The 21527-nt window shown below is 34.0% G+C and carries 9 protein-coding genes; 2 read left to right on the top strand and 7 right to left on the bottom strand.

All coding sequences use genetic code 11. The features are described 5' to 3' along the window. Positions 1-44 precede the first annotated feature (44 nt). Together BM246_RS16555 and BM246_RS16560 are read right to left on the bottom strand one after the other, a co-directional pair. Positions 45-6677 (bottom strand): type I polyketide synthase, encoded by a 6633-nt coding sequence (locus BM246_RS16555; RefSeq protein ID WP_074939419.1) that lies wholly within the window; start codon positions 6675-6677, stop codon positions 45-47. A gap of 329 nt (positions 6678-7006) precedes the next feature. Beyond that, positions 7007-7855, bottom strand: coding sequence for a class I SAM-dependent methyltransferase (locus BM246_RS16560; RefSeq protein WP_074939421.1), 849 nt, complete (start codon positions 7853-7855; stop codon positions 7007-7009). 492 nt (positions 7856-8347) lie between these two features. Between BM246_RS16560 and BM246_RS16565 the strand changes: the two genes are divergently transcribed. Then, a complete protein-coding gene (locus BM246_RS16565; protein ID WP_074939423.1) occupies positions 8348-15169 on the top strand; it encodes a T9SS type B sorting domain-containing protein in 6822 nt (2273 codons plus the stop codon). Between the two features lie 181 nt (positions 15170-15350). Beyond that, positions 15351-16712 carry an exonuclease domain-containing protein gene (locus BM246_RS16570; RefSeq protein ID WP_074939425.1) on the top strand — a complete coding sequence of 454 codons (1362 nt, stop codon included), beginning with the start codon at positions 15351-15353 and terminating at the stop codon, positions 16710-16712. 80 nt (positions 16713-16792) lie between these two features. On the opposite strand, the gene BM246_RS16575 is transcribed toward BM246_RS16570, so the two are convergent. The 5 genes from BM246_RS16575 to BM246_RS16595 form a co-directional block, all read right to left on the bottom strand. Then, positions 16793-17527 (bottom strand): acyl-CoA desaturase, encoded by a 735-nt coding sequence (locus BM246_RS16575; RefSeq protein WP_042500276.1) that lies wholly within the window; start codon positions 17525-17527, stop codon positions 16793-16795. Positions 17528-17585: 58 nt separating this feature from the next. After that, on the bottom strand, positions 17586-18158 hold the full coding sequence (locus tag BM246_RS16580) for a Crp/Fnr family transcriptional regulator (RefSeq protein ID WP_042500278.1): 573 nt from the start codon (positions 18156-18158) through the stop codon (positions 17586-17588). 50 nt (positions 18159-18208) lie between these two features. Beyond that, positions 18209-18973 carry a hypothetical protein gene (locus BM246_RS19800; protein ID WP_083415838.1) on the bottom strand — a complete coding sequence of 255 codons (765 nt, stop codon included), beginning with the start codon at positions 18971-18973 and terminating at the stop codon, positions 18209-18211. A 170-nt stretch (positions 18974-19143) separates the two neighbouring features. Further along, positions 19144-20595: a sulfatase-like hydrolase/transferase gene (locus BM246_RS16590; protein WP_074939427.1), complete on the bottom strand. Its 1452-nt coding sequence runs from the start codon at positions 20593-20595 to the stop codon at positions 19144-19146. A gap of 151 nt (positions 20596-20746) precedes the next feature. Next, complete coding sequence (locus BM246_RS16595; protein WP_175489810.1) at positions 20747-21457, bottom strand: aspartate/glutamate racemase family protein; 711 nt, start codon at positions 21455-21457, stop codon at positions 20747-20749. Positions 21458-21527 lie beyond the last annotated feature (70 nt).

Here is a 21527-nt window from a genome sequence, read left to right on the forward strand (position 1 = left end):
TTTGATTTAAAACATATAAAGTAGTCGAAAAAAAAATAGTTTTCTTACAACTCTATTTTAGCGAAGCCACTCTCTACATTCAAATCTTCTATAAACCATGCAGGATTTCCCTGTTCATCCATACCTAGGCGTGCACCATTTTTTGGTGGTTCGTTTAAATCTGATGTAAATGATGTGCTATTTTTTGAGTTTGAATTAAAAACACCAGCTGAAACAAGTTCATCTAAACAAGAAACAAATACGCTTTTAAGCTTATTTATATCTTGTTCGTTATACGCGTTAGTAATAAAACAAGGGAAACCATCCCAAATGTGAATTCCTTTTTCTCTCATTAAAACAAAAAGTAATTCAGAATACGGTATTTCCTCTAAAAACTTTAATCGCCATAAAGAACCAAAATAATTAACTTCTATTGGAAGCTTACGTTTTTTGATTTCAATGATTAAATCTGAAACTAAATTTTCAGTCATTGCTGTTAATTTAGTTTGTAGCTCAGGCCCTTGCTCTTTCATGAAAACTAGAGAAGCCTTTGAAGCTGCTAAAGCAAGTGGATGACGAACAAAAGTACCTGCAAAATAGGTAACACCTACCTCAGGGTAAGATTCATCTCCATACTCCCAAAAACCACCATCAATAGCATCCATCCATGTGCTACTACCCGCAATTGCACCAATAGAAAGACCTCCGCCAATTACTTTTCCATAAGCAGCAATATCTGCTTTTATATTAAATAAGGCTTGCGCTCCTCCTGGATGCATTCTGAACCCAGTAATAACCTCATCAAAAACAAGAGCTGTTTCTGATGCTTTTGTAATTTCACGAACTTTATTAAGAAATTCAATGGGCTGAAACTCCGGTCTGCGACTTTGAACAGGCTCAACAACAACAGCTGCTAATTCGTGCGAACGTTGGCGAATGATTTCTAAACTTTCATCTGTACCATATTCTAAAACTAAAACATTTTGAACAGATTGTGATAAAATACCTGCCGCGGCTGGAAAAGTTTTAAGTTTTTTAGAACCTCTTACAAGCGCCTCGTCATTAATACCATGGTACGAACCTGAAAAGGCAACCACAAGCGAACGCCCCGTAACGGTTCTAGCAATACGCATAGCACCTAAAACAGCTTCAGAACCGGTATTACAAAGTGCAATACGCTCATGCCCTGTAAACTCGCTAAGCAACTCACAAACCTCACCAGCTAATGGATGCTGAGGCCCAACTTCATAACCACTTTCAATTTGTTTGTGCAATGCTTCTTTTATAAAGTCTGGTTGATGACCAAATAAGCATGAACCAAAACCATTCAAAGTATCAATATATTCATTGTTATCTAAATCCCATAGTCGATTTCCTGATGATTTTTCAACTACTATTGGGTATACAAGTTCTTTTGTTTCTGGTTTAAAACCCGATACAACTCTCGGATCAGACATATGACTACGATGTTTTTGAGAATATGCCTTACTACCAGCTGTTTTAGTATTATAGCTTTCAACTAAATTATCTAAAAATGCTTTTTGCTTACTATTTACACCTGTTGACTTTTTTTCTATTTTAGGGGACGCACCAAAAGGTTTTTGATGTTCCTTTTTTTCATCTTCAGATAACCCCTCTGAATCAATGATAATAGGAGCTATAATTGGTTTTTGGTCTTGAACAACAGGTGCAGGTCGCGGTTGAACAACCGTACTATCGTGACCTTGTAATAATTCCATTTGCTTTCCAAGAAGCTGTAGTTGCTGAGCTATTAAACCTAATGCCGTATTTTGGTTAGGGTTGCTTACCACATTTACAGGCTGCGGCGATGGCATACTTGGCGCTGTATAATTTACAGAAGCTTGTGCTTGAACAGGGGTAACAGCTGGGGCAGGCGCATATGCTTCTTTAGGTAAAATTTTATCGATATAATCTGCTAACAAATTTGGTGAACCAAGTTCATCATTTAACTGCCTAAATGTAATTGGCGTATTAAATTCATTTTTAAATGTTATAGCCATTTGTGTTAGCACTAAAGAATCTAAACCAAGTTCTAAAAAACTGTGATTAAAATCATTAGCTTCAATTTCAACTCCAGAGGTTTCTTCTATAATCTCTGATATTTTATTAAGAAGGGTAGGTTTTCTCATAAATTTATATTCGGTATTATGCACTAGATCAATAGACTGATCTTCGGTATTTACTATATTATTGATTTGTTTATTAGCATCTAATTCGATAGATAAAGGCTCTACCCAACAAGGTTTACGATCAAATACGTATGATGGTAATAAAAGTTTTTGTCTAGTTTGTTCACTATAAAAAGAATTCCAGTTAGGTTCTACTCCATGTAGCCATAAAGTACCTAATGCATGCAATACAGAATGGTGAGCTGTTTCATTTTCTTTAGGAAATGATAAGCTAGCAATAGAAGCTAAAGATTTTAAACCTGTTTTTTGCATTGACAAAGTTGTTAACGCTCGGCCAGGGCCTACCTCTAGCAATAAAGGATCTTCTAGTTTTAAAACAGTTTCCATGGCTCCCGAAAAGTTTACGGTTGCTCTTAAGTGATTCGTCCAATATTCTGAACTTGTCGCTTCAGCATCAGTTAACCAATCTCCAGTTACTGTGGATACTATAGGTAATCGAGGAACACTTAATGTTATTTTTTTTACTTCTGCTTCAAAAACATCTAAAATAGGATTCATCATTGTAGAGTGAAACGCATGACTCGTTAATAAAAGCTTATTAGCAATATTTTCTACATCTAATACTTTCGAAAAACTTTCAATTTCATTATCAGGTCCTGACACTACAATTAATCGATCTGAATTGATAGCAGCAATGGATAGTGTTTTAGGAATTATATTTTTAACAAGTTCAACATTAGATCGAACAGATAACATGCTGCCTCCAGGAAGTTCACTAACTAGCTTACCTCGCATTGTAATAAGATGTAATGCATCTTCTAAAGTAAATATACCCGCTAAATGAGCTGCTACAAATTCCCCAACACTATGGCCACAAAATAATGTTGGCTTTACCCCCCAACTCATCCATAGTTGTGAAAGTGCGTACTCTACAACAAATAATGCAGGCTGTGTGTATTTGGTGTCTTTTAGCTTTAATTCAGCCTCTTCTGAGTTTTCATCAGGATAAATTATTTGTCTTATGTCTAATTTTATATAAGACTTTAATAAGTCAGCACATTTGTCTACAGCTTCTTTAAATACTTTTTCTTCAGTATAAAGCGATTTACCCATTTGAAGGTATTGTGCACCTTGCCCTGGGAATAAAAAAGCTAATTCACTAGAGGTAATATTTAGTAAATGTGTTTTAATGTTTTTATTGTCGTCTAATAATAATAATTTATGAAAAGCATCTTCTGTATTCTCAGCGATTATAAATCCTCTATTTGCAAACGAATCTCTAGTATTGACTAAAGAATGAGCAACATCAGCAAGGGAAAAATCAGTATTTGTTTTTAAATAATTCCCTAATTCAGATTGATATCCTTGTAAACTATTTTGTGTTTTAGCCGACCAAGGCAGAACCTGTAACGATCGCGAAGCACTAGAAACTTTTTGTTCATTTTCATATTCTTCGACAACGATATGCACGTTTGTTCCTCCAACACCAAAAGAGCTAATTCCTGCTTTTCTGAGACCATCAGATTCCCAAGCGTTTAATTTGTTATTAACGTAAAACGGGCTGTTTTCAAAATCAATAGATGGATTTGGTTTCTCAAAACCTAATGATGGGGGAATTTGACGATTTTTTAGTGATAATATTGTCTTAATTACACCCGCAACACCAGCTGCAGCAGTAAGGTGGCCCATATTACTTTTAATAGTTCCAATAGCACAATACCCGTTAACAGGCTGTTTTCCAAAAGCCATTTTTAGTCCTTCAATCTCTATTGGGTCACCAATAGGTGTTGCAGTACCATGAGCTTCAATGTAACTAATTTCAGAAGGTTGTGCACCAGCATCAAGTAGCGCGTTAGATATAGCGCCAGCTTGCCCTTCTGTACTTGGAGCTGTAAAGCTTCCTTTATTACCACCATCATTATTTATACCAACACCTTTTATAACGCCGTAAATAATATCTCCATCTGCTTTAGCATCTTCTAAGCTTTTAAGAAGAATTACACCAGCACCATCACTAAATACGGTGCCTTTTCCTTTTTCATCAAAAGAACGGCAATGACCATCAGGACTAAGCATAGAACCTTCTTGATAAAGGTGTCCGCTATGAATAGGTGCTGTTATACTTGAGCCTCCTGCCAGAGCAACATCACAACGACCATTTCTAATCGCATCTGCAGCTTCAGCTATTGCTAACAATGATGTTGAACAAGCAGAATGTATACTTACAGCAGGTCCTTTAAGGTTTAAATGATATGCAGTTCTCGATGATATATAATCTTTTTCATTAACAGTATTTGCCTGAAGTACACCAACTTTATTTAGCAACTCTTTATTAGGCAGTACATTATTTTTATAATAGGTATTTGTGCCCGTACCCGCATAAACACCAATACTTCCTTTGTAATGTTTAGGTAGGTGACCTGACTGTTCAAGAGTTTCCCAAGCTATTTCTAAAAATAAACGTTGTTGCGGGTCCATTGCTTCAGCTAGCTTTTGGTTTAGACCAAAAAACTTAGCATCAAACTCCTTTACTGAAGGAACAATCCCTCTTGCTTTTACATAAAGTGGATCATTTCTTAAAGATTCTGAAATAGAATTATCAAGTTCCTCATAAGTAAAAAATGATGTAGTTTCTTTTCCATTTTTAAGAACATCCCATAGCTCATCAATTGATTCAGCTCCGGGGAATCTTCCTGCCATACCAATAATAGCGACATCGCTAGATGCTTTATTCTTTTTTACTTTTGAATAATCAATAGAAGGTGCTGTTTTGCCGTCATTTTCAATATACGTTGCTATTTCTTTTATAGTAGGGTGTTGGTAAATTTTTGTTACTGGTATTTTTAGTTTGAAACGCTTCCTCATTAAGGTTGCTACTTTTTGAGTAAGGAGTGATGTTCCTCCCATTTCAAAAAAGTTGTCATCAATACCTATGCTTGGCACCTGAAGTTGCTCGCTCCATATCGATGCGATATCTTTTTCTAACTTTGTACGCGGCTTTCTAAAAAGTGGTGCAGAATCTGGCCTTACATATTCTGGTTGTGGTAATTTTTCTTTATCAATTTTACCATTTGTAGTAATTGGAAATTCGTTTAACCAAATAAAAATTGAAGGAATCATAGATTCAGGAAGAATCTCTTCTAATTGATTACGAACAATATTCGAGTCTTGATCAGCTGTTGCAGATTGTAAATAGGCAACCAACCTTGGTTCACCACTTTTTAAATTGTTAACTAAAACTGCGTTTTTTTTAATATTTGGCAGTGTTTCTATAACTTTTTCAATTTCTCCTAATTCAATTCGATGTCCTCTTATTTTTACTTGTTGATCTCTACGCCCTAAACACAGCATTTGTCCATTAGGCAAAAGCTTCCCTAAATCGCCAGAAAAATACATTTTATTATTTGCAACGAAATGATCATCAACAAATGATGCAGTATTAAGTTCGGGCCTATTTAAATAGCCTAATGATACACCATCACCACCAATAACAATTTCACCTATTTCTCCTTCATTTACATGATTTCCTTTATCGTCTATTAAGTAAGCATGTGTATTTGCAACAGGTTCTCCTATAGTAATTTGAGCCTGATCTTTAAAAATTCTTGTTAAAAAAGCACAAACAGAAGTTTCAGTTGGCCCATAAATATTCCATAATTCACTACAAAGCTCTAAGAGCTTATTGGCTAAATTTAATGGTACAGGTTCACCACCAATCAACGCTTTAATATTTAAAGGTATTTTCCAATCAGAATCTAAAAGTAATTGCCAAATACTTGGTGTTCCCCACATTATAGTGATTTGATGTCTCAAAGCTTTTTCCAATAACATCTCACCATCCAACTTTGTTTCTTCATCAACTAAAACAACACAAGCCCCATGAAGTAATGGAAGAAAAATTTCCAATACCATAATATCAAATGAAATACTAGTAAGTGCGAAAATCTTATCATCTCTATTAATTCCGGGGTCTATTCCCATAGAAAAAACGAGATTGATAATATTAAGATGAGAAACCTGAACACCTTTAGGCTTCCCAGTAGATCCCGAAGTATAAATTATATAAGCAACCGATGATGGTTCTACTTTTAAACCAAGAGAATATGAAGGTTTATCTTTTATATGTTTAACAACATCTTCAACAAAAATATTTTTAGACGTATCTGAAAGATCATTTTTAGTCGATTTGCAAATAATATAGCTTGCTTCCGAGTCAGCAATAATCATTTCAAATCTTTTTAAAGGATAGCCAGTATCAATAGGTACATAAGCAGCACCACATTGCAAAACAGCAAATATAGAAACAAACAGATCAAGAGACCTATCTAATGAAATTGCAACAATTTGACCAGGACAAACTCCTTTTTCTTTTAAATAATGAGCTGTTTTATTTATCTTAATTTGTAGCTCCTTATAAGAAATTTTAACGTCATCAAACTCTAGGGCAATTGCATTTGGATAAGCTTGAGATTGCTTTTCTAAAAGTTCATGAAGAGTTGATTTTGGATATTCGAGACTAGGTCCTTTTATTCTGTATGTAGGCTTCATTTTTTACATTTATCAATACTTTACAATAATATATTAGTGGGCTCCATTTTTTCGAACTATAAAACATAGTTTTATAACAAGAAACAGGTTGTCACTATTTCAAAAAAACATATTATTTAAGTATCTTTTTAATAATTTACAAAGTTTGGATTTATTTGAGAGGGGGAAGTTTTATCTTTATAATTGTATTACAAATCAAAAATAATTACTATTTCAATGAACAACAATAATTTCCTTTTTGCAGTATTTATTAACGTTAAAATGCAACATCCAAAATAAACAAACCCTCAAAATGCTTTTTTCACATTAAAAAGCAGATTTCATAACATTTAGCTTTTTGCACCGACAAGACATTGAATATATTGCTCATTCCAATCCTTATGAGACATATGCCATATTGTAAATCCTGCATTTTTAAAAAGCTTGGAGTAATTATGAGAGAAGGAACGCTCATGTCCGTAAAGCTGTGAATTTGGGTTTAATCCAAAATCATGATCTAGACCATTAGGTTCCATGGCCACAAAATAACTTTTGCCTAAATTATTTATTTGTTTTAAAAAATCATTTAATTGCTCCTCTGTAAAATACTCTAAAACGCCTCCTGCTGTCAGAAAAACAGTATTAGGCTTACCATTTTTTTCAACCCACTTAACAGCATCTGAAGCGACAAATTCTAACTTAATATTGTTTGAAAACTTATCCCGATTACTACTTATTTGATCTTCACTAAGATCGATACCTACGAAGCGATTAATCTCAGGAAACTTTGAACTTAAATAGTTTAAAACATTACCTTTTCCCGTACCAATCTCCACAAATGTTGTAAAAGCCTCAGGTTCACTAGATAACTCTTCCTTAAGAAGATCCAATATATAAGAACAATTGGGTAAAAAATGACTATTAAAATTATCGTCTGTAGATGAGAAAAAAGCATTCCCCTGATTTTTCCAAAAATTTTGATGCAAATTTGCTAAAGTATCATTATCGGCCTTGCCCTCAACTTTTTTCATAATAGCATCACGCATGAGACGTTCTGAAATACTTAAACTATTCTTCATAACAAGCGTCATTCCTTTTTCTGATAATTCCTTAGCCTTTCTAGGAAACAAAAAAACAAGAAAATTACCAACGGTAAATGATAAAACTCGTAAAATGGTAGAGCGTAATTTTTTAATCATATAATATGTTCTTTTTCAAAACTAATTTAAGCTTTAGAGTTAAATTTTTATTCTATTTAACACCTCAAATTCTATTATTTAGTTTCTGTAACTCTTTACAATAATAACAAAATACAACAAATTAACTATCCTGATTGAGTATAAAACCACTACACATGTTGTACTCAAAACTCACTTTAAGTCTAAAAACCAGAACCTTATGATGAGATTAAAATATTAGAATAAAAACCAAATTTCTAATACCCAAACCTTTTTAAACTCAGCAATACAGAATTACAACTAAAAAAAACACTCAATACAACACCCATAAAAGGAGATACGTCGAACAAAGAAAACTTAAAGCTTTGTTAAATCTTATTTTCCATATATTTATTTTTTTATTAAAATAATCAAGATAATGATATGTGGCACTATAGGTCCCTCCTTATATCCCTAATACTACCAAGCATACTTTTTTCACAAAATATCACCCCTTCAATTGAAATTAGCGATGTGGGAGGTTTAACAGATATTTTGGTAGATTGTGATTATCCCACGGATGCTGACCGTTGTTTTGTTTTACAAGCCAATTATACCACTATTTACGAAACCACTTCTTACCAAGTAAACAGTATACCTTTTACTAACTTATCTGGTTTAACAAATGAGAATTCGGTAACCGTTTCTGCTGACGATAAATGGAGTTCTGTTTTACCCTTACCTTTCGATTTTTGTTTTTATAACGAAGGTTTCAATTCCTTTATTCTTGGAGATAATGGTCTAATCAGTTTCAACACGACACTGGCTCTTGCAGATAGCCCTTATTTTTCAGGAAGTTTACCAAACTCATCCATGCCAACCAATGCTATATTTGGTGCTTATCACGATTTAACAAACGATAACAATGTATTTGGTTGCACCGACGACCCGAGCACACCAGAAAACGAATGTGGCGAAATTAAAACCTATATTACAGGCACCGCTCCACAACGAACCTTTGTTATTAGTTACGAAAACTTAAACCATTTTAATTGCGAAAACACAAGGTCTACAACTCAAATTGTACTCTACGAAACTTCAAATATTATTGATGTTTATATCAAGGACAAACCAATTAACTGCGAAACAACATCTGGAGCTTATCGAAAAAATGCTTTAATAGGAATTCAAAATGAAGATGGAACTTCTGCAACAACGCCTACCGACAGAAATTCTGGTATATGGAGCGCCACTAATGAAGCTTGGCGGTTTACACCAAACGGAATTCCAACAACGGTAGTTCAATGGCGAGATGCTAGCAACACACTCATTGCAACAGGCGATCAAATAACCATTTGCCCAGAAGAATCGACAAGTTATACCGCAAGAGTTACTTACGATATGTGTATTGGCACCGATGTTGTTTTAGAAGATACCATAGATATTACCATTGATTTCTCTTACCCAATAGCTATAGACAATGTGCAAACCGTATGCGACATTGACTTGGTTGGAGAAGAGACTATAGATTTAACAACCTATGCGCCATTAATGGTTGGTACACAAACTGGTTTAGTGTTGAGTTATTATAATTCTCCAGACGATGCAAAAAATGAAACTAACCCTATACCTACTCCAGAGAACTACCTATTAACAAACCCAACAGAAAACATATATGTTAGATTACAACGTGGCGTTGGTTGCTTTGATGTAGGTACATTAACCGTTAATCTAGAAGAATTAGCAACCTCACAACTCTCTCAAATTTCAGAATGCGATGTAGATAATGATAATTCAGAAATTATAACATTTTCCGATTACACCACGCAAATTATTGGTAGCCAATCTAGCGCTACACTTACGTATCATTTAAATCAAAATGAAGCTGAAAACAATCTAAATCCGCAAACCAATCTAACCGCTGCAAATGGCGATTCTGTTTTTGTTCGCTTAACGCTTCAACCCGATGAATCTTGCCCAAATATTGTAGAAATACCCATAGTTCTAAATCCTGTTCCCGTTGTTGCACCTATTGAGGTTACGCTTTGTTCTAATATTGCTATTTACAATTTAACACAACATGAAACAGATGTACAATCGAACAATACCGCGGCTTTAAACTTTAGTTATCATCTTTATGAAAGTTGGGCGGAAAGAAACATTTATCCTTTTGATCCAAATGCCACGAGCAATCCTATAGACCCAGAAGTTTACCGTTTAAATAGCGCTTCTCAAATTTGGGTACGATCGTACACATCAAATGGTTGTGTTGAAGTTTTCCCTATAAATTTCACATATATTGATGGTGTAACCGTCCAAAACGATAACCAAGTCAGTACGGGAACTATTTTCGATTTAACCACATCTATCAATGATATGGTAACCGATTTAACAGGTATTACTGTTCAATATTACGATTCTGAAAATGGAGCACAAATACAAGATCCGAGCAGTTTAATAAGTGATCCTGCTAATTTTGGGGTTACCAATCCTGAAACCGAAGTCTTTGTTGTTTTCACCAATACAGATTCTGGCTGTATCACCATAGGAAGTATCGAATTAGAGTCTGTTGGATTTTCCGGAGGAGCTATCGATGGAGATTTTCAAATTTGTGATACCGATAACGATTCCGAAGAATTAGTAACATTGAGCGCATATGATGATAGCTTAATTTCTAGTTTTGATGATTCTAGACACATGATTGTTACCTATCATATTTTAGAAACCGATGCCAATGCCAACACGGGGGCTATTACCGAAATAAACATTACTACACCTACAACCCTTTATGCTCGTATTGCATTAGTTTTTGAAGGAACAGAACTCGATTTTACTGTGGAAGAAGTTAATTTAGATTTTCAAACCACCATACTTCTAAATCCAGTTTTAGCAACTATTTGCGACGAATTTGGTAACAACAGAGAAATACATGACATTACTCAATATGAAGACGACATCACTACAGAAACAGGTGCCATTTTCGAATATGAAGACATTTACGGACGAGACATTAGCTCACCAGAAACCTACAACATTATTGGACCAACACGAATTATTAATGTCTTTGTAACTACTCCTGACGGCTGTACAACAGAAACCGATATTACGTTCGATTTTTACCCAATAATTACTACAAACGACGCCGAAATTGAAGCTTGTGACAGCGACAACAATAATGAAGAGTTAATTAACCTAAACGATGCTTTACCAGATGTAAACATAAATTTTATAAACTATGAAGCTTCTTTTTACAATACCGAAGCGGAAGCAGAAACAGGCGAACCTACAGCACAAATACCAACACCTGAAAATTATTTAGCAACATCTAACCATTCCGTTTTTGTTCGTTTATATAATACAACCACAACATGCTATAACATAGCCGAAATAGAAATAACAATTGTCTCCATACCCGAGTTGCGATCTAATATGCTAAGTCTTTGTGATTTTGAAAATGATGGTATTGAAAACAATGTTGATTTATCCAATTTCAACTCAGAGATAATTGGAACTCAAAACAACATCAATTTAACGTATTACAACAGTTTAGATGATGCAAATAATAAAAACACACCAATAACTACGGCGAATATAACAAACACCACAACCCTATTTGTTAATCTTTCCGCGCCAGATGGTTGCGATATTTCTGGAGCCATTAACTTCAGCTTAATTTCCTCACCAGTAGTTAACAACATTGATGTTACCGTTTGCGATAACTTCACCGATGGCAGCGAATATTACGACTTGCGCTTAAGTCATGACGCTATCATTTCTGACCCTGCAAATCATACATTCCGTTATTTTACTTCAGAAAACAATGCTATTAATAACAGTGGAGCAATTTCATATAGATATCTAATTACTAGTGTTCCGCAAACTATTTATATAAGGGTTACAAATAGAACCACGGGATGTTTTTCAATTGCTGAAATAACATTAAATTTCTCTTTTCCTATCACTGTAAACGACACCGAACTTACGGCTTGCGACGATGATTTCAACCTTTCCGAAGAGTTTGATTTAACCACTGCTATTCCGGCTATGTTAGCCAATACTACAGGACTTGATATTACTTATTACTCCGATGAAGTAGGCGCACAAACCGCAAATACAACTTTTCTAATTTCAACACCCGAAAATCACAATACAGCTTCAGAAACCGATAATATTTTTGTTAGATTCGACAATACATTAACGGGCTGTTTTTCTATAGGTCGCGTTATTTTAAAAGTACTCGCTACACCTAAATTAATTGATAGCAGTCATACTATTTGCGATACCGATTTCGACGGATTTTACACGCTAGACTTAAGCGACTTAAATGCATTAATCATCCAAGACCACACCAATCTAGTGTTCGCATACTTCACCTCATTCTCAAATGCTGAAAATGAAACAGGAGCTATTTCTAACACTACAAATTATGCCATTCCAAATGATAATCATACTGTATATATTCGAGTAGAAAATCAATTTGATTGTTGGGCTGTTGCAGCAGTTAATATCAGTATTAGAACATCTACCAATGTTAATACTGTTACCGAAACTTTAGAAGCCTGTGACGATGATTTAGACAATTACTCCTTTTTCGATTTAACGTCTTTCGAAAATTTATTCACTACCGAAATTGGAGCTACTTTTAGATATTTTAACACCAGAATGGATGCTAATTTGGAGCAAAGCCAAATTCCAAATCCAACAGCACATCAAAATGTAAATCCAAATTCGCAAACTGTTTTTGTTCGAGTGTCTGTTCCCGATAAATGTGATAATATTACGAGTTTCAATATTGAGACTATCCATATTACCCCACCAACGCTAACCAAAGCAACCTTTTGCGCGGGCACTTCTGTGGTTTTAGATATGGGTCCAACTTACTCAACGTATACCTGGAGCACAACAGAAACCACACAATCCATTGAAGTTTCCGTTGCAGGAACTTACAGCGTAACTTTAGAAGATAGCGATGGCTGTATTGGTACATTTGATGTTGAAGTTGAAGAGTTACCTCTACCAAACGTAATTGCAACATCCATTACAGAATGTGATTATACAGGTATTGCCGATGGATTAATGCAATTTAACCTTCATGATTATGACATTCAAGTTACAGGCAACAACAGCAACGTTACAACTCACTTTTACTTATCGCAAAGTGAATTAGACAATGATTCCAACGAACAAAGCGCAACATTTACAAACACTACAAATCCGCAAACTGTTTACGTAAAAGTAGTAGATAATACCACAGGCTGTTTCGATTCTACAACGCTTACATTAAATAGTAGTTTTATAGAGTTAACGCCAAATACTTATGAAATTTGCGATACCGATTTCGATGGTAATTACAGCTTCAACCTTAGCCAATTAAACACTCTAGTAGTTGCAAACACCACTAACCTAGCTTTTGAATATTACAATTCGCAAACCAATGCCGAAAACCAAAATTCAGCACTTTCCGGTATTTACACCATCCCGAATAATAATCATGATGTTTATGTTCGAGTAGAAAACAGTTTAGGTTGTGCCTATATCACTTCCGTGGAAATACAACACAGAGCGGACACTTCCGTGGAAACGGTTACCGAAATACTAGAATCTTGTGACGATGATTTAGATGATTATGCCATATTCGATTTAACATCTTTTGAAAACTTATTTACTACCGAAATTGGAGCTACTTTTAGATATTTTAACACCAGAATGGATGCTAATTTGGAGCAAAGCCAAATTCCAAATCCAACAGCACATCAAAATGTAAATCCAAATTCGCAAACTATTTTTGTTCGAGTATCTGTTCCCGATAAATGTGATAATATTACGAGTTTCAATATTGAGACTATCCATATTACCCCACCAACGCTAACCAAAGCAACCTTTTGCGCTGGCACTTCTGTGGTTTTAGAGATGGGGCCAAATTACTCAACGTATACCTGGAGCACAACAGAAACCACACAATCCATTGAAGTTTCCGTTGCAGGAACTTACAGCGTAACTTTAGAAGATAGCGATGGCTGTATTGGTACATTTGATGTTGAAGTTGAAGAGTTACCTCTACCAAACGTAATTGCAACATCCATTACAGAATGTGATTATACAGATATTGCCGATGGATTAATGCAATTTAATCTTCATGATTATGACAATCAAGTTACAGCAAATAACAGCAACGTTACAACTCACTTCTACTTATCGCAAAGCGAATTAGACAATGATTCCAACGAACAAAGCGCAACGTTTACAAACACTACAAATCCGCAAACCATTTACGTAAAGGTAATTGATAATACTACCGGTTGTTTCGATTCTACAACGCTTACATTAAATAGTAGTTTTATAGAGTTAACGCCAGCCATATTATATGTTTGTGATGAATTAAATTCTGAAGACGGATTAAACACCTTCAATTTAAGCTTAGCGTCTCCTCAAGTTTTAATAAATTCAACTGAAAATTTTAATGTAGCTTATTATGAAACTTATCAAGATGCAGAACAGCAAATAGATCTATTAGCAAATAATTATCAAAATACTGAGGCTTATTCTCAAACCATTTACGCTCGTGTTGAAAATAACGAAGGTTGTTCATATATTGAAGAAGTTCTACTAGTTGTAAATAGCTTACCTAATATTGAAGTTACTCATGAAACTATTTATTGTCTAAACACCTACCCTGAAACGATCACCTTAGATGCTGGTTTAATTACGGGTTCTACAAATAATTTCACTTATTTATGGAACACTAATGAGACAACTCCTGAAATTGAAATTAACGAAATTGGAACATATAGCGTAACTGTAATATCTTTAGAAGGCTGTTCGAAAACAAGAGATATTATTGTTTCACCTTCAACAATACCAACCATAGATCGCGTAGATATTATAGATGCTATGGACATACAAACCGTTACCGTTTATCTTAACGAGAATAGTATTGGAGACAATGAATATGCCATAGACAGTGAGCTTGGACCATACCAAGACAGCAATATATTTAATAATGTAGAAGGCGGATTGCACACCATTTACGTTAGAGATAAAAATGGTTGTGGTATAAATTCTGAAAAAATTTCGGTTATTAGCATTCCTAAATTCTTTACTCCAAATGGAGATGGTTTTAATGATACATGGCTGCCTTTAGGCATATCTAGAGAATTCCAAACAAATGTTTCTATTTACATTTATGATAGGTATGGAAAACTATTAAATATTTTAGATCCCTTTGGTCCAGGATGGGATGGCTCTTTTAAAGGTTACCCAATGCCATCTTCTGATTATTGGTACACCGTTGATTTTCAAGAAATTTTCAGCCAAAAAAATCGTCAATTTAAAGGCCATTTTACTTTAAAACGATAAAAATCAATTATTTAAATGCTTCTTAAAATATATAAAAATCTAATTTTAAAAATATTTCAATCACAACAGAATCCATAGCTACATATTAAAGCAATTATTGCTTACATTTGTAGTACAACAAGAAAAACACTTCATTTAAATTTAGTGTAGTATTCCTTAAGAATTTAGAAAGATTAACATAATGATTTATACCGTAATTGATGTTGAAACCGCTGGACCAGGAAATAAACTTACCGAGATTTCTATTTTTAGATATGAAGACGATGAGTTAATAGATGAATTTACATCGCTTGTTGATCCTCAACAGTTAATCCCTGAATACATTACCGATTTAACAGGTATTGACGATTTGATGGTTGCTAAAGCACCAACATTCGCAGAAATTGCAGAAGATATTTTATCGATTACCCAAAACGCCATTTTTATAGCGCATAATGTGAGTTTTGATTATAACGCCATACAAAATGAATTTGCGGCAATAGATATAAAATTTGTTAGAAAGAAACTATGCACCGTTAGACTTTCTAGAAAATTATTACCAGGCCACAAAACCTATAGCTTAGGTAAATTGTGTGCTAAATTAGACATCCCGATAGTAGGTAGACACCGCGCAAGAGGCGATGCTGAAGCTACTGTTATTCTATTTAAAATATTGCTAAAACAACCTACAGCAGCAGAAGTTATTGAGTCTTTTTTAAAGAAAGCTACTAAAGAAACTAAAGTACCAAAACATCTTAAACAAGAAACTTTTGATCAGCTACCAAGTACCACCGGAATCTATTATTTTAAAGATGAAAACGATGCTATTATCTACGTAGGCCGAGCTAAAGATATAAAAAAACGCGTGCTAAGTCATTTTTCGAGTAAAGCAGAAAAAGAGATTAATTTATCTAAAGAATTAACCGATGTAGATTACGAGCTTTCAGGTAGTGAAACCATTGCATTACTTATGGAAGATGCTGCGCTAAAGGAACATCTTCCAAAATACAATCAAGCACCAAAACGTGCTCCTAAAGCGTATGCTATATTCAGTTACCAAGATAGAAATGGCATATTACATTTAGCTTACAACACGCTAAAATCGACGCCAAATGCCATACAAATATTATATAGTATTCAAGAATGTAACCATTACTTAGAGGTGCTTTGTAAACAGTTTAATTTGTGTCCAAAATACACGCATTTACAAGAAGGCACTGCAAATTGTTCGCTCTACCCTATTCAATCTTGCAAAGGTATTTGTGATAAAAAAGAATCGATGGCTTTATATAATCTTCGTGTTAAACAAGCTATAGATTACCTTAAAAATATATCTAAAAATGTAATTGTAAAACAAAAAGGACGATATGAAAATGAAGAAGCTTTTATTTTAATTGAAAACAGCAGCTACAAAGGTTACGGTTTTATCGATAAGTACGAGCAAATTAATACTTCGGAAGATTTAGAACCTTTTTTAATTCCTCAACAAGACAACATAGATATTCAAAGAGTTTTGAATAAAATATTGATTAGTCCTGATCAAAGTGTCGTGCAAACCCAGTAACATATTTTATATCTACATAAAACAAAAAAGCAACCTAATTAGGTTGCTTTTTTTGTTTTTGCTATATAATACCGAATTTACTAACTAACGGCTTTCTTCAATTTAATAATATGTAGTTTATCTAAAACAACCATAATACAATACGTAATATCAACCTCAAACCAACGCACTCCAAAATTTGCACGTCCACTGTGAGAATGATGATTGTTATGATAACCTTCACCCATCATTAAAAAATCGAATGGTAATAAGTTTTTAGACGTATCGGCAACTTTAAAATTTCTGTACCCATAAATATGAGCAAACCAATTTATAATTACGCCGTGTATTGGTGCCATTAAAAAAGCTACAGGTAAAAATAACCATTGCCACCAAGCAGTTGCAAAGAAAATAAAAAACACAGTGTATAATGCAGCCCAAACTAATCGAGATACTCTAGAACTTGCAAATTTATCGAAAGACTCCCATTGTGGAACGTTTTTGGTAAACTTATCGGCAACCTCAATTCGTTTTTGATTTATGTCTTGATATATGTTTTTTGTACGCCACATCATAGAAAACACATTGGCATCATATTTAGGCGAATGCGGATCTTTTTCTGTGTCGGCATAAGCATGATGCATTCTATGCATAACGCCATAACCATAAGCACTTAAGTAATTAGAACCTTGAAAAACCCAAGTTAAAAAGAAACATATACGTTCTGCTATTTTAGACATGGTAAAGGTTTGATGCGCCGCATAACGATGCAAAAAGAATGTTTGAAAAAACAAACCTGTATACCATAAAATGATAATAAAAATAAGAATACTCATAATCTTTGTTTAGATAACAAAGGTCTTATTACTTTATGGAAATTACAATGAACCTAGGTTAAGAAATTCGTTTCCTAATTCGGCTTAAAGCCTGTGCTGTAACCCCTATATACGAAGCAATGTATTTTAAAGGCACCTCTTTTATTAAGTTTGGGCGCTCTGTAAATAACTTAAGGTAACGCTCTTCTGCAGTTTCATTTAAAAGCGACTGTTCTCGTTTAGATTTTATAAGAAATAAACGCTCTGACGACATGCGCCCTATAACATTACCAACAAAACTTTTTTGATATACCTCTTGTAAATCTTCATAAGAAATACTCCAAATAACCATATTGGTAAGCGCCTCTATTTGGTAGAGCGATGGTTTGTGTGTTAAAAACGAATCGTAAGCGCTTATAAATTCATTTTCGAAACAAAACCCAAAAGTGATTTCTTTCTCTTTATCTTCCTTCGGAATTAAAAAACGTGCAATACCAGATTCTATAAAAGAGATGTAGTTCTCCACCTGACCAACTTCGGTAAGTTTATCTTTTTTATTAAACTCGCGCTTAATTAATTTAGATGAAAACAACGTCCAATCGGTATCATTTACCGTTATGGTCTCTTCTATATAGGCTCTAATATTTTTCATTTAAAACTATTCTAGTTCTCGAAAAACTCTGGATAAAATATTAATTAAAATTATTTTATATACGCATTAAGTAACTCTTTCAAAAGTAATATATCTTGTTCTTTATTACGTACTAAACGATTTTCTTTATCATTTTCAAAAGCAGCATAATCAATTTCAACTAAATCGATTTCTTTCTTTTGCAGTACATCTCTACGTCTTTTGTTATATTTTTTTATTTGTTCAGCTCTAGTTATACCACTAACGGTCATTACATTTAGCTTCTCTTCATCTTGATCGGCTTCACTTTCCTTTTCTAAAAACTCTATAACTAAATTAGCTTCTTTATAAAAAGCTGCTAAAGGCAATTTCGTTCTCGTTTTTCCTCTTTTATGCATATCTCCTAGTAAAAAAGGAAAGGTATGCTTACGCGATGCTTTTTCGTTAAGCACCTCATCGCATAGGTCTAAAACATAAAACTCATCACTATTTTCTCTAGTTTCTTGAGCTTTTTCTTTTTTAGAAACCGCACCAATAGCTTCATTCGGTACAAACTCTGCTCCTTCTCTTAATAAATACCAATAAACAGCTGTTTCTGTACGTTCTGCATGTACAGCAGGAATTTTATCTAATGCTTTTTCTTTATCTAAAGCTCTAAAAACCTTACGAAGCGGTAACCCTTTTTTTGTGTCTTTTGTAAAAACACCTGCCTCTATTAAATCGGACATAATATCCTTAGCCGGAATAGAGTTTTTTTCCGTATTTGTATTAAAATAATTCTCTATTACTTTATTAATTTGAGCGACTTGATCTTCGCTAATATTACTATTCTTCATGATTATAACTTTTATGCTAATTGTAGCAACTACAATTAAAACGGCCGCAAGATAAGCCAATATTATTACGATGTAATTATACTACTGGTTTTATTAATCTTAAACACATCATTTTACCAGCTAGAACGTAAAAGTCGTACTAATCTAGAAAAAATATCACCGTAACGCCATTACTTTTTAGAAAGTACCGTTTTCATTTGCGCAGGATTAGAATATAATACCTTTTCGTTCTGCATTAATTGTTTATGAATGTGGTGCGTAACATCCATCCAACTCCGTTCTTCAATCCATAACGGATCCATCATTTTAGATTCCCACAGCTTCAATTCATTTTGTAATAATTGATACTCTTCCTTTTTGAATGTTTTTAAGTCTGTGGTTTCCCCTAAATCATTTTCTAAATTATAAAGCGTTGCTCCAAAATCTTGCAATCTCACCATTTTATAATCACCTATTCTAGCTCCTGCTTCTTCCAGTTTTCTCCAGAATAATTTATCGTGCGGATTTCCTGTTTTTTCTCCTTTTAAATACGGCAATAAATTAGCTCCGTCTAAAATTAAATCATCGGCCTTTTTAATGTTTGCTGCGGCCAAAGATGTTGTAAAAATATCTAAAGATGAAGATAATCCACCAAACGTTTGACCACCTTTAATGATTTTAGGCCAACTCACAATAAAAGGCACGCGATGTCCGCCTTCAAACTTATTACCTTTCCAACCTTTTAAAGGTCCTCCGCTAGAACTATTATTTGCCGCACCACCATTATCACTTAAAAAATATATAAGTGTATTATCTGCTAAGCCCAATGCTTTTAATTTTTGCTGAAGCTTCCCTATATTTTCATCTAAAGCCCAAGTCATGGCTGCCAATTCTTGTCTTGGATGATTTTTATACTTTTCTAAATGCTCCGTTTTGGCTTCCATTGGTGTATGCACGGCGTTATAAGCCAAATACATAAAAAAGGGTTGCGCTTTATTTTCTTCAATAAACTTTACAGATTGATCTCCTAAAACATCAGTTAAATACCCATCGAACATAACTCGTTTACTATTATGCTGAAGCATTTTTTCTTTCTTAGGATTTTTATAAGAAAAGTAGGAACGACTCCCGGCTTCGAAACCAAAAAACTCATCGAAACCTCTTTGATTTGGATGATCACTTTTATCTGCTCCTAAATGCCATTTCCCTAAAGCTAGTGTTTTATATCCATTGGCTTTAAACACATCGGCCATTGTAGAAACATCATCCGAAAGGCCAATATCACCAGAATCACCAAAGCCTGTTCCATTAGCCTCAAAACCAAAACGTTGTTGATATTTACCTGTCATTAAGCCCGCTCTAGATGGAGCACAAACGGTAGCGCTTACATGAGCATCAGTTAAAATAACACCACTTTTTGCTAAAGCATCAATATTTGGTGTTTCTAAATCTTTACTCCCCATAAAACCAAAATCGGCATAACCGGCATCGTCTATAAGAATAACGATAACATTGGGTTGCTCTTTAGGTTTCACAACACTTTCATCTTTGTTTTCTTTACAAGATGACACAAAAATTAACAAAAGGATAAATAAACCAAATGCTTTTGAAACACTTTCTTGTATTCTGAAAAAGACTGTCATTTTTTGATGTTTGTATTTTAAATGACAAGTTATAAATTTATGCTTAAGTTAAATATAAAGATCTAAATTTATTATATATGATAAAAAAACATCCCTTTACAGAATGACTGTAAAGGGATGTTTAGATGGTTTGATTTTCTTAAAACATTAGTTATTTATTTAGAATATAATTTACGCCTGCCATGGCATGAATGTCTGTGGTATTAAAAGCCGGAATATCTAAATCTTCATCAAAAATCATTAAAGGAAACTCAGTACAACCTAAAACAATTCCTCCTGCTCCTCTATCCACAAAACCCTGAATAACCGCTAATACATAGGCTTTCGATTCGGGTTTAACTTCTCCATAAGTAAGTTCTTCTTGTATAATTCTATGTAATTCATTCAACACAACTTTATCTTCAGGAACTAAAACTTCTATACCGTTATCAGCAATTCTTTGGGTTACAAAATCGGATTCCATAGAGTAAATAGTTCCTATAAAACCAACACTTTTAATACCTTTATTATGAATTGCCTTAGCGGTAGCATCTGCAATATGTATTACCGGAAAATCTAATTGCCCCTGCACGGTTTGATATACTTTATGTGGAGTATTGGCACAAAACATAACAGACTCTGCTCCTGCTCTATTAAGGCTTAATGCAGCTTCCGTCAACATACCAGCTATAGAATCCCATTTATCTTCCTTTTGAAATCTATGAACCTCAGCCTGATTGAGCGTATAAACTAATAAAGGCGGATTGGTGTTATTCCCATAATAATCGTTGATAGATTGATTAATTGCCGCATAATACTCGATTGTAGAGTGCCAAGAGGTGCCACCTATTAGCCCCAGGGTTTTCATTTCTTTTTGATTCATTTTTGATTTTTCATTTAAAACCGTAATTTTTTCTATAGGTTTATTACATGCTATAGCCACTAAAAGCACT

Source organism: Algibacter lectus, from assembly GCF_900112395.1.
In the GTDB taxonomy this organism is placed as follows: Bacteria; Bacteroidota; Bacteroidia; order Flavobacteriales; family Flavobacteriaceae; genus Algibacter; species Algibacter lectus.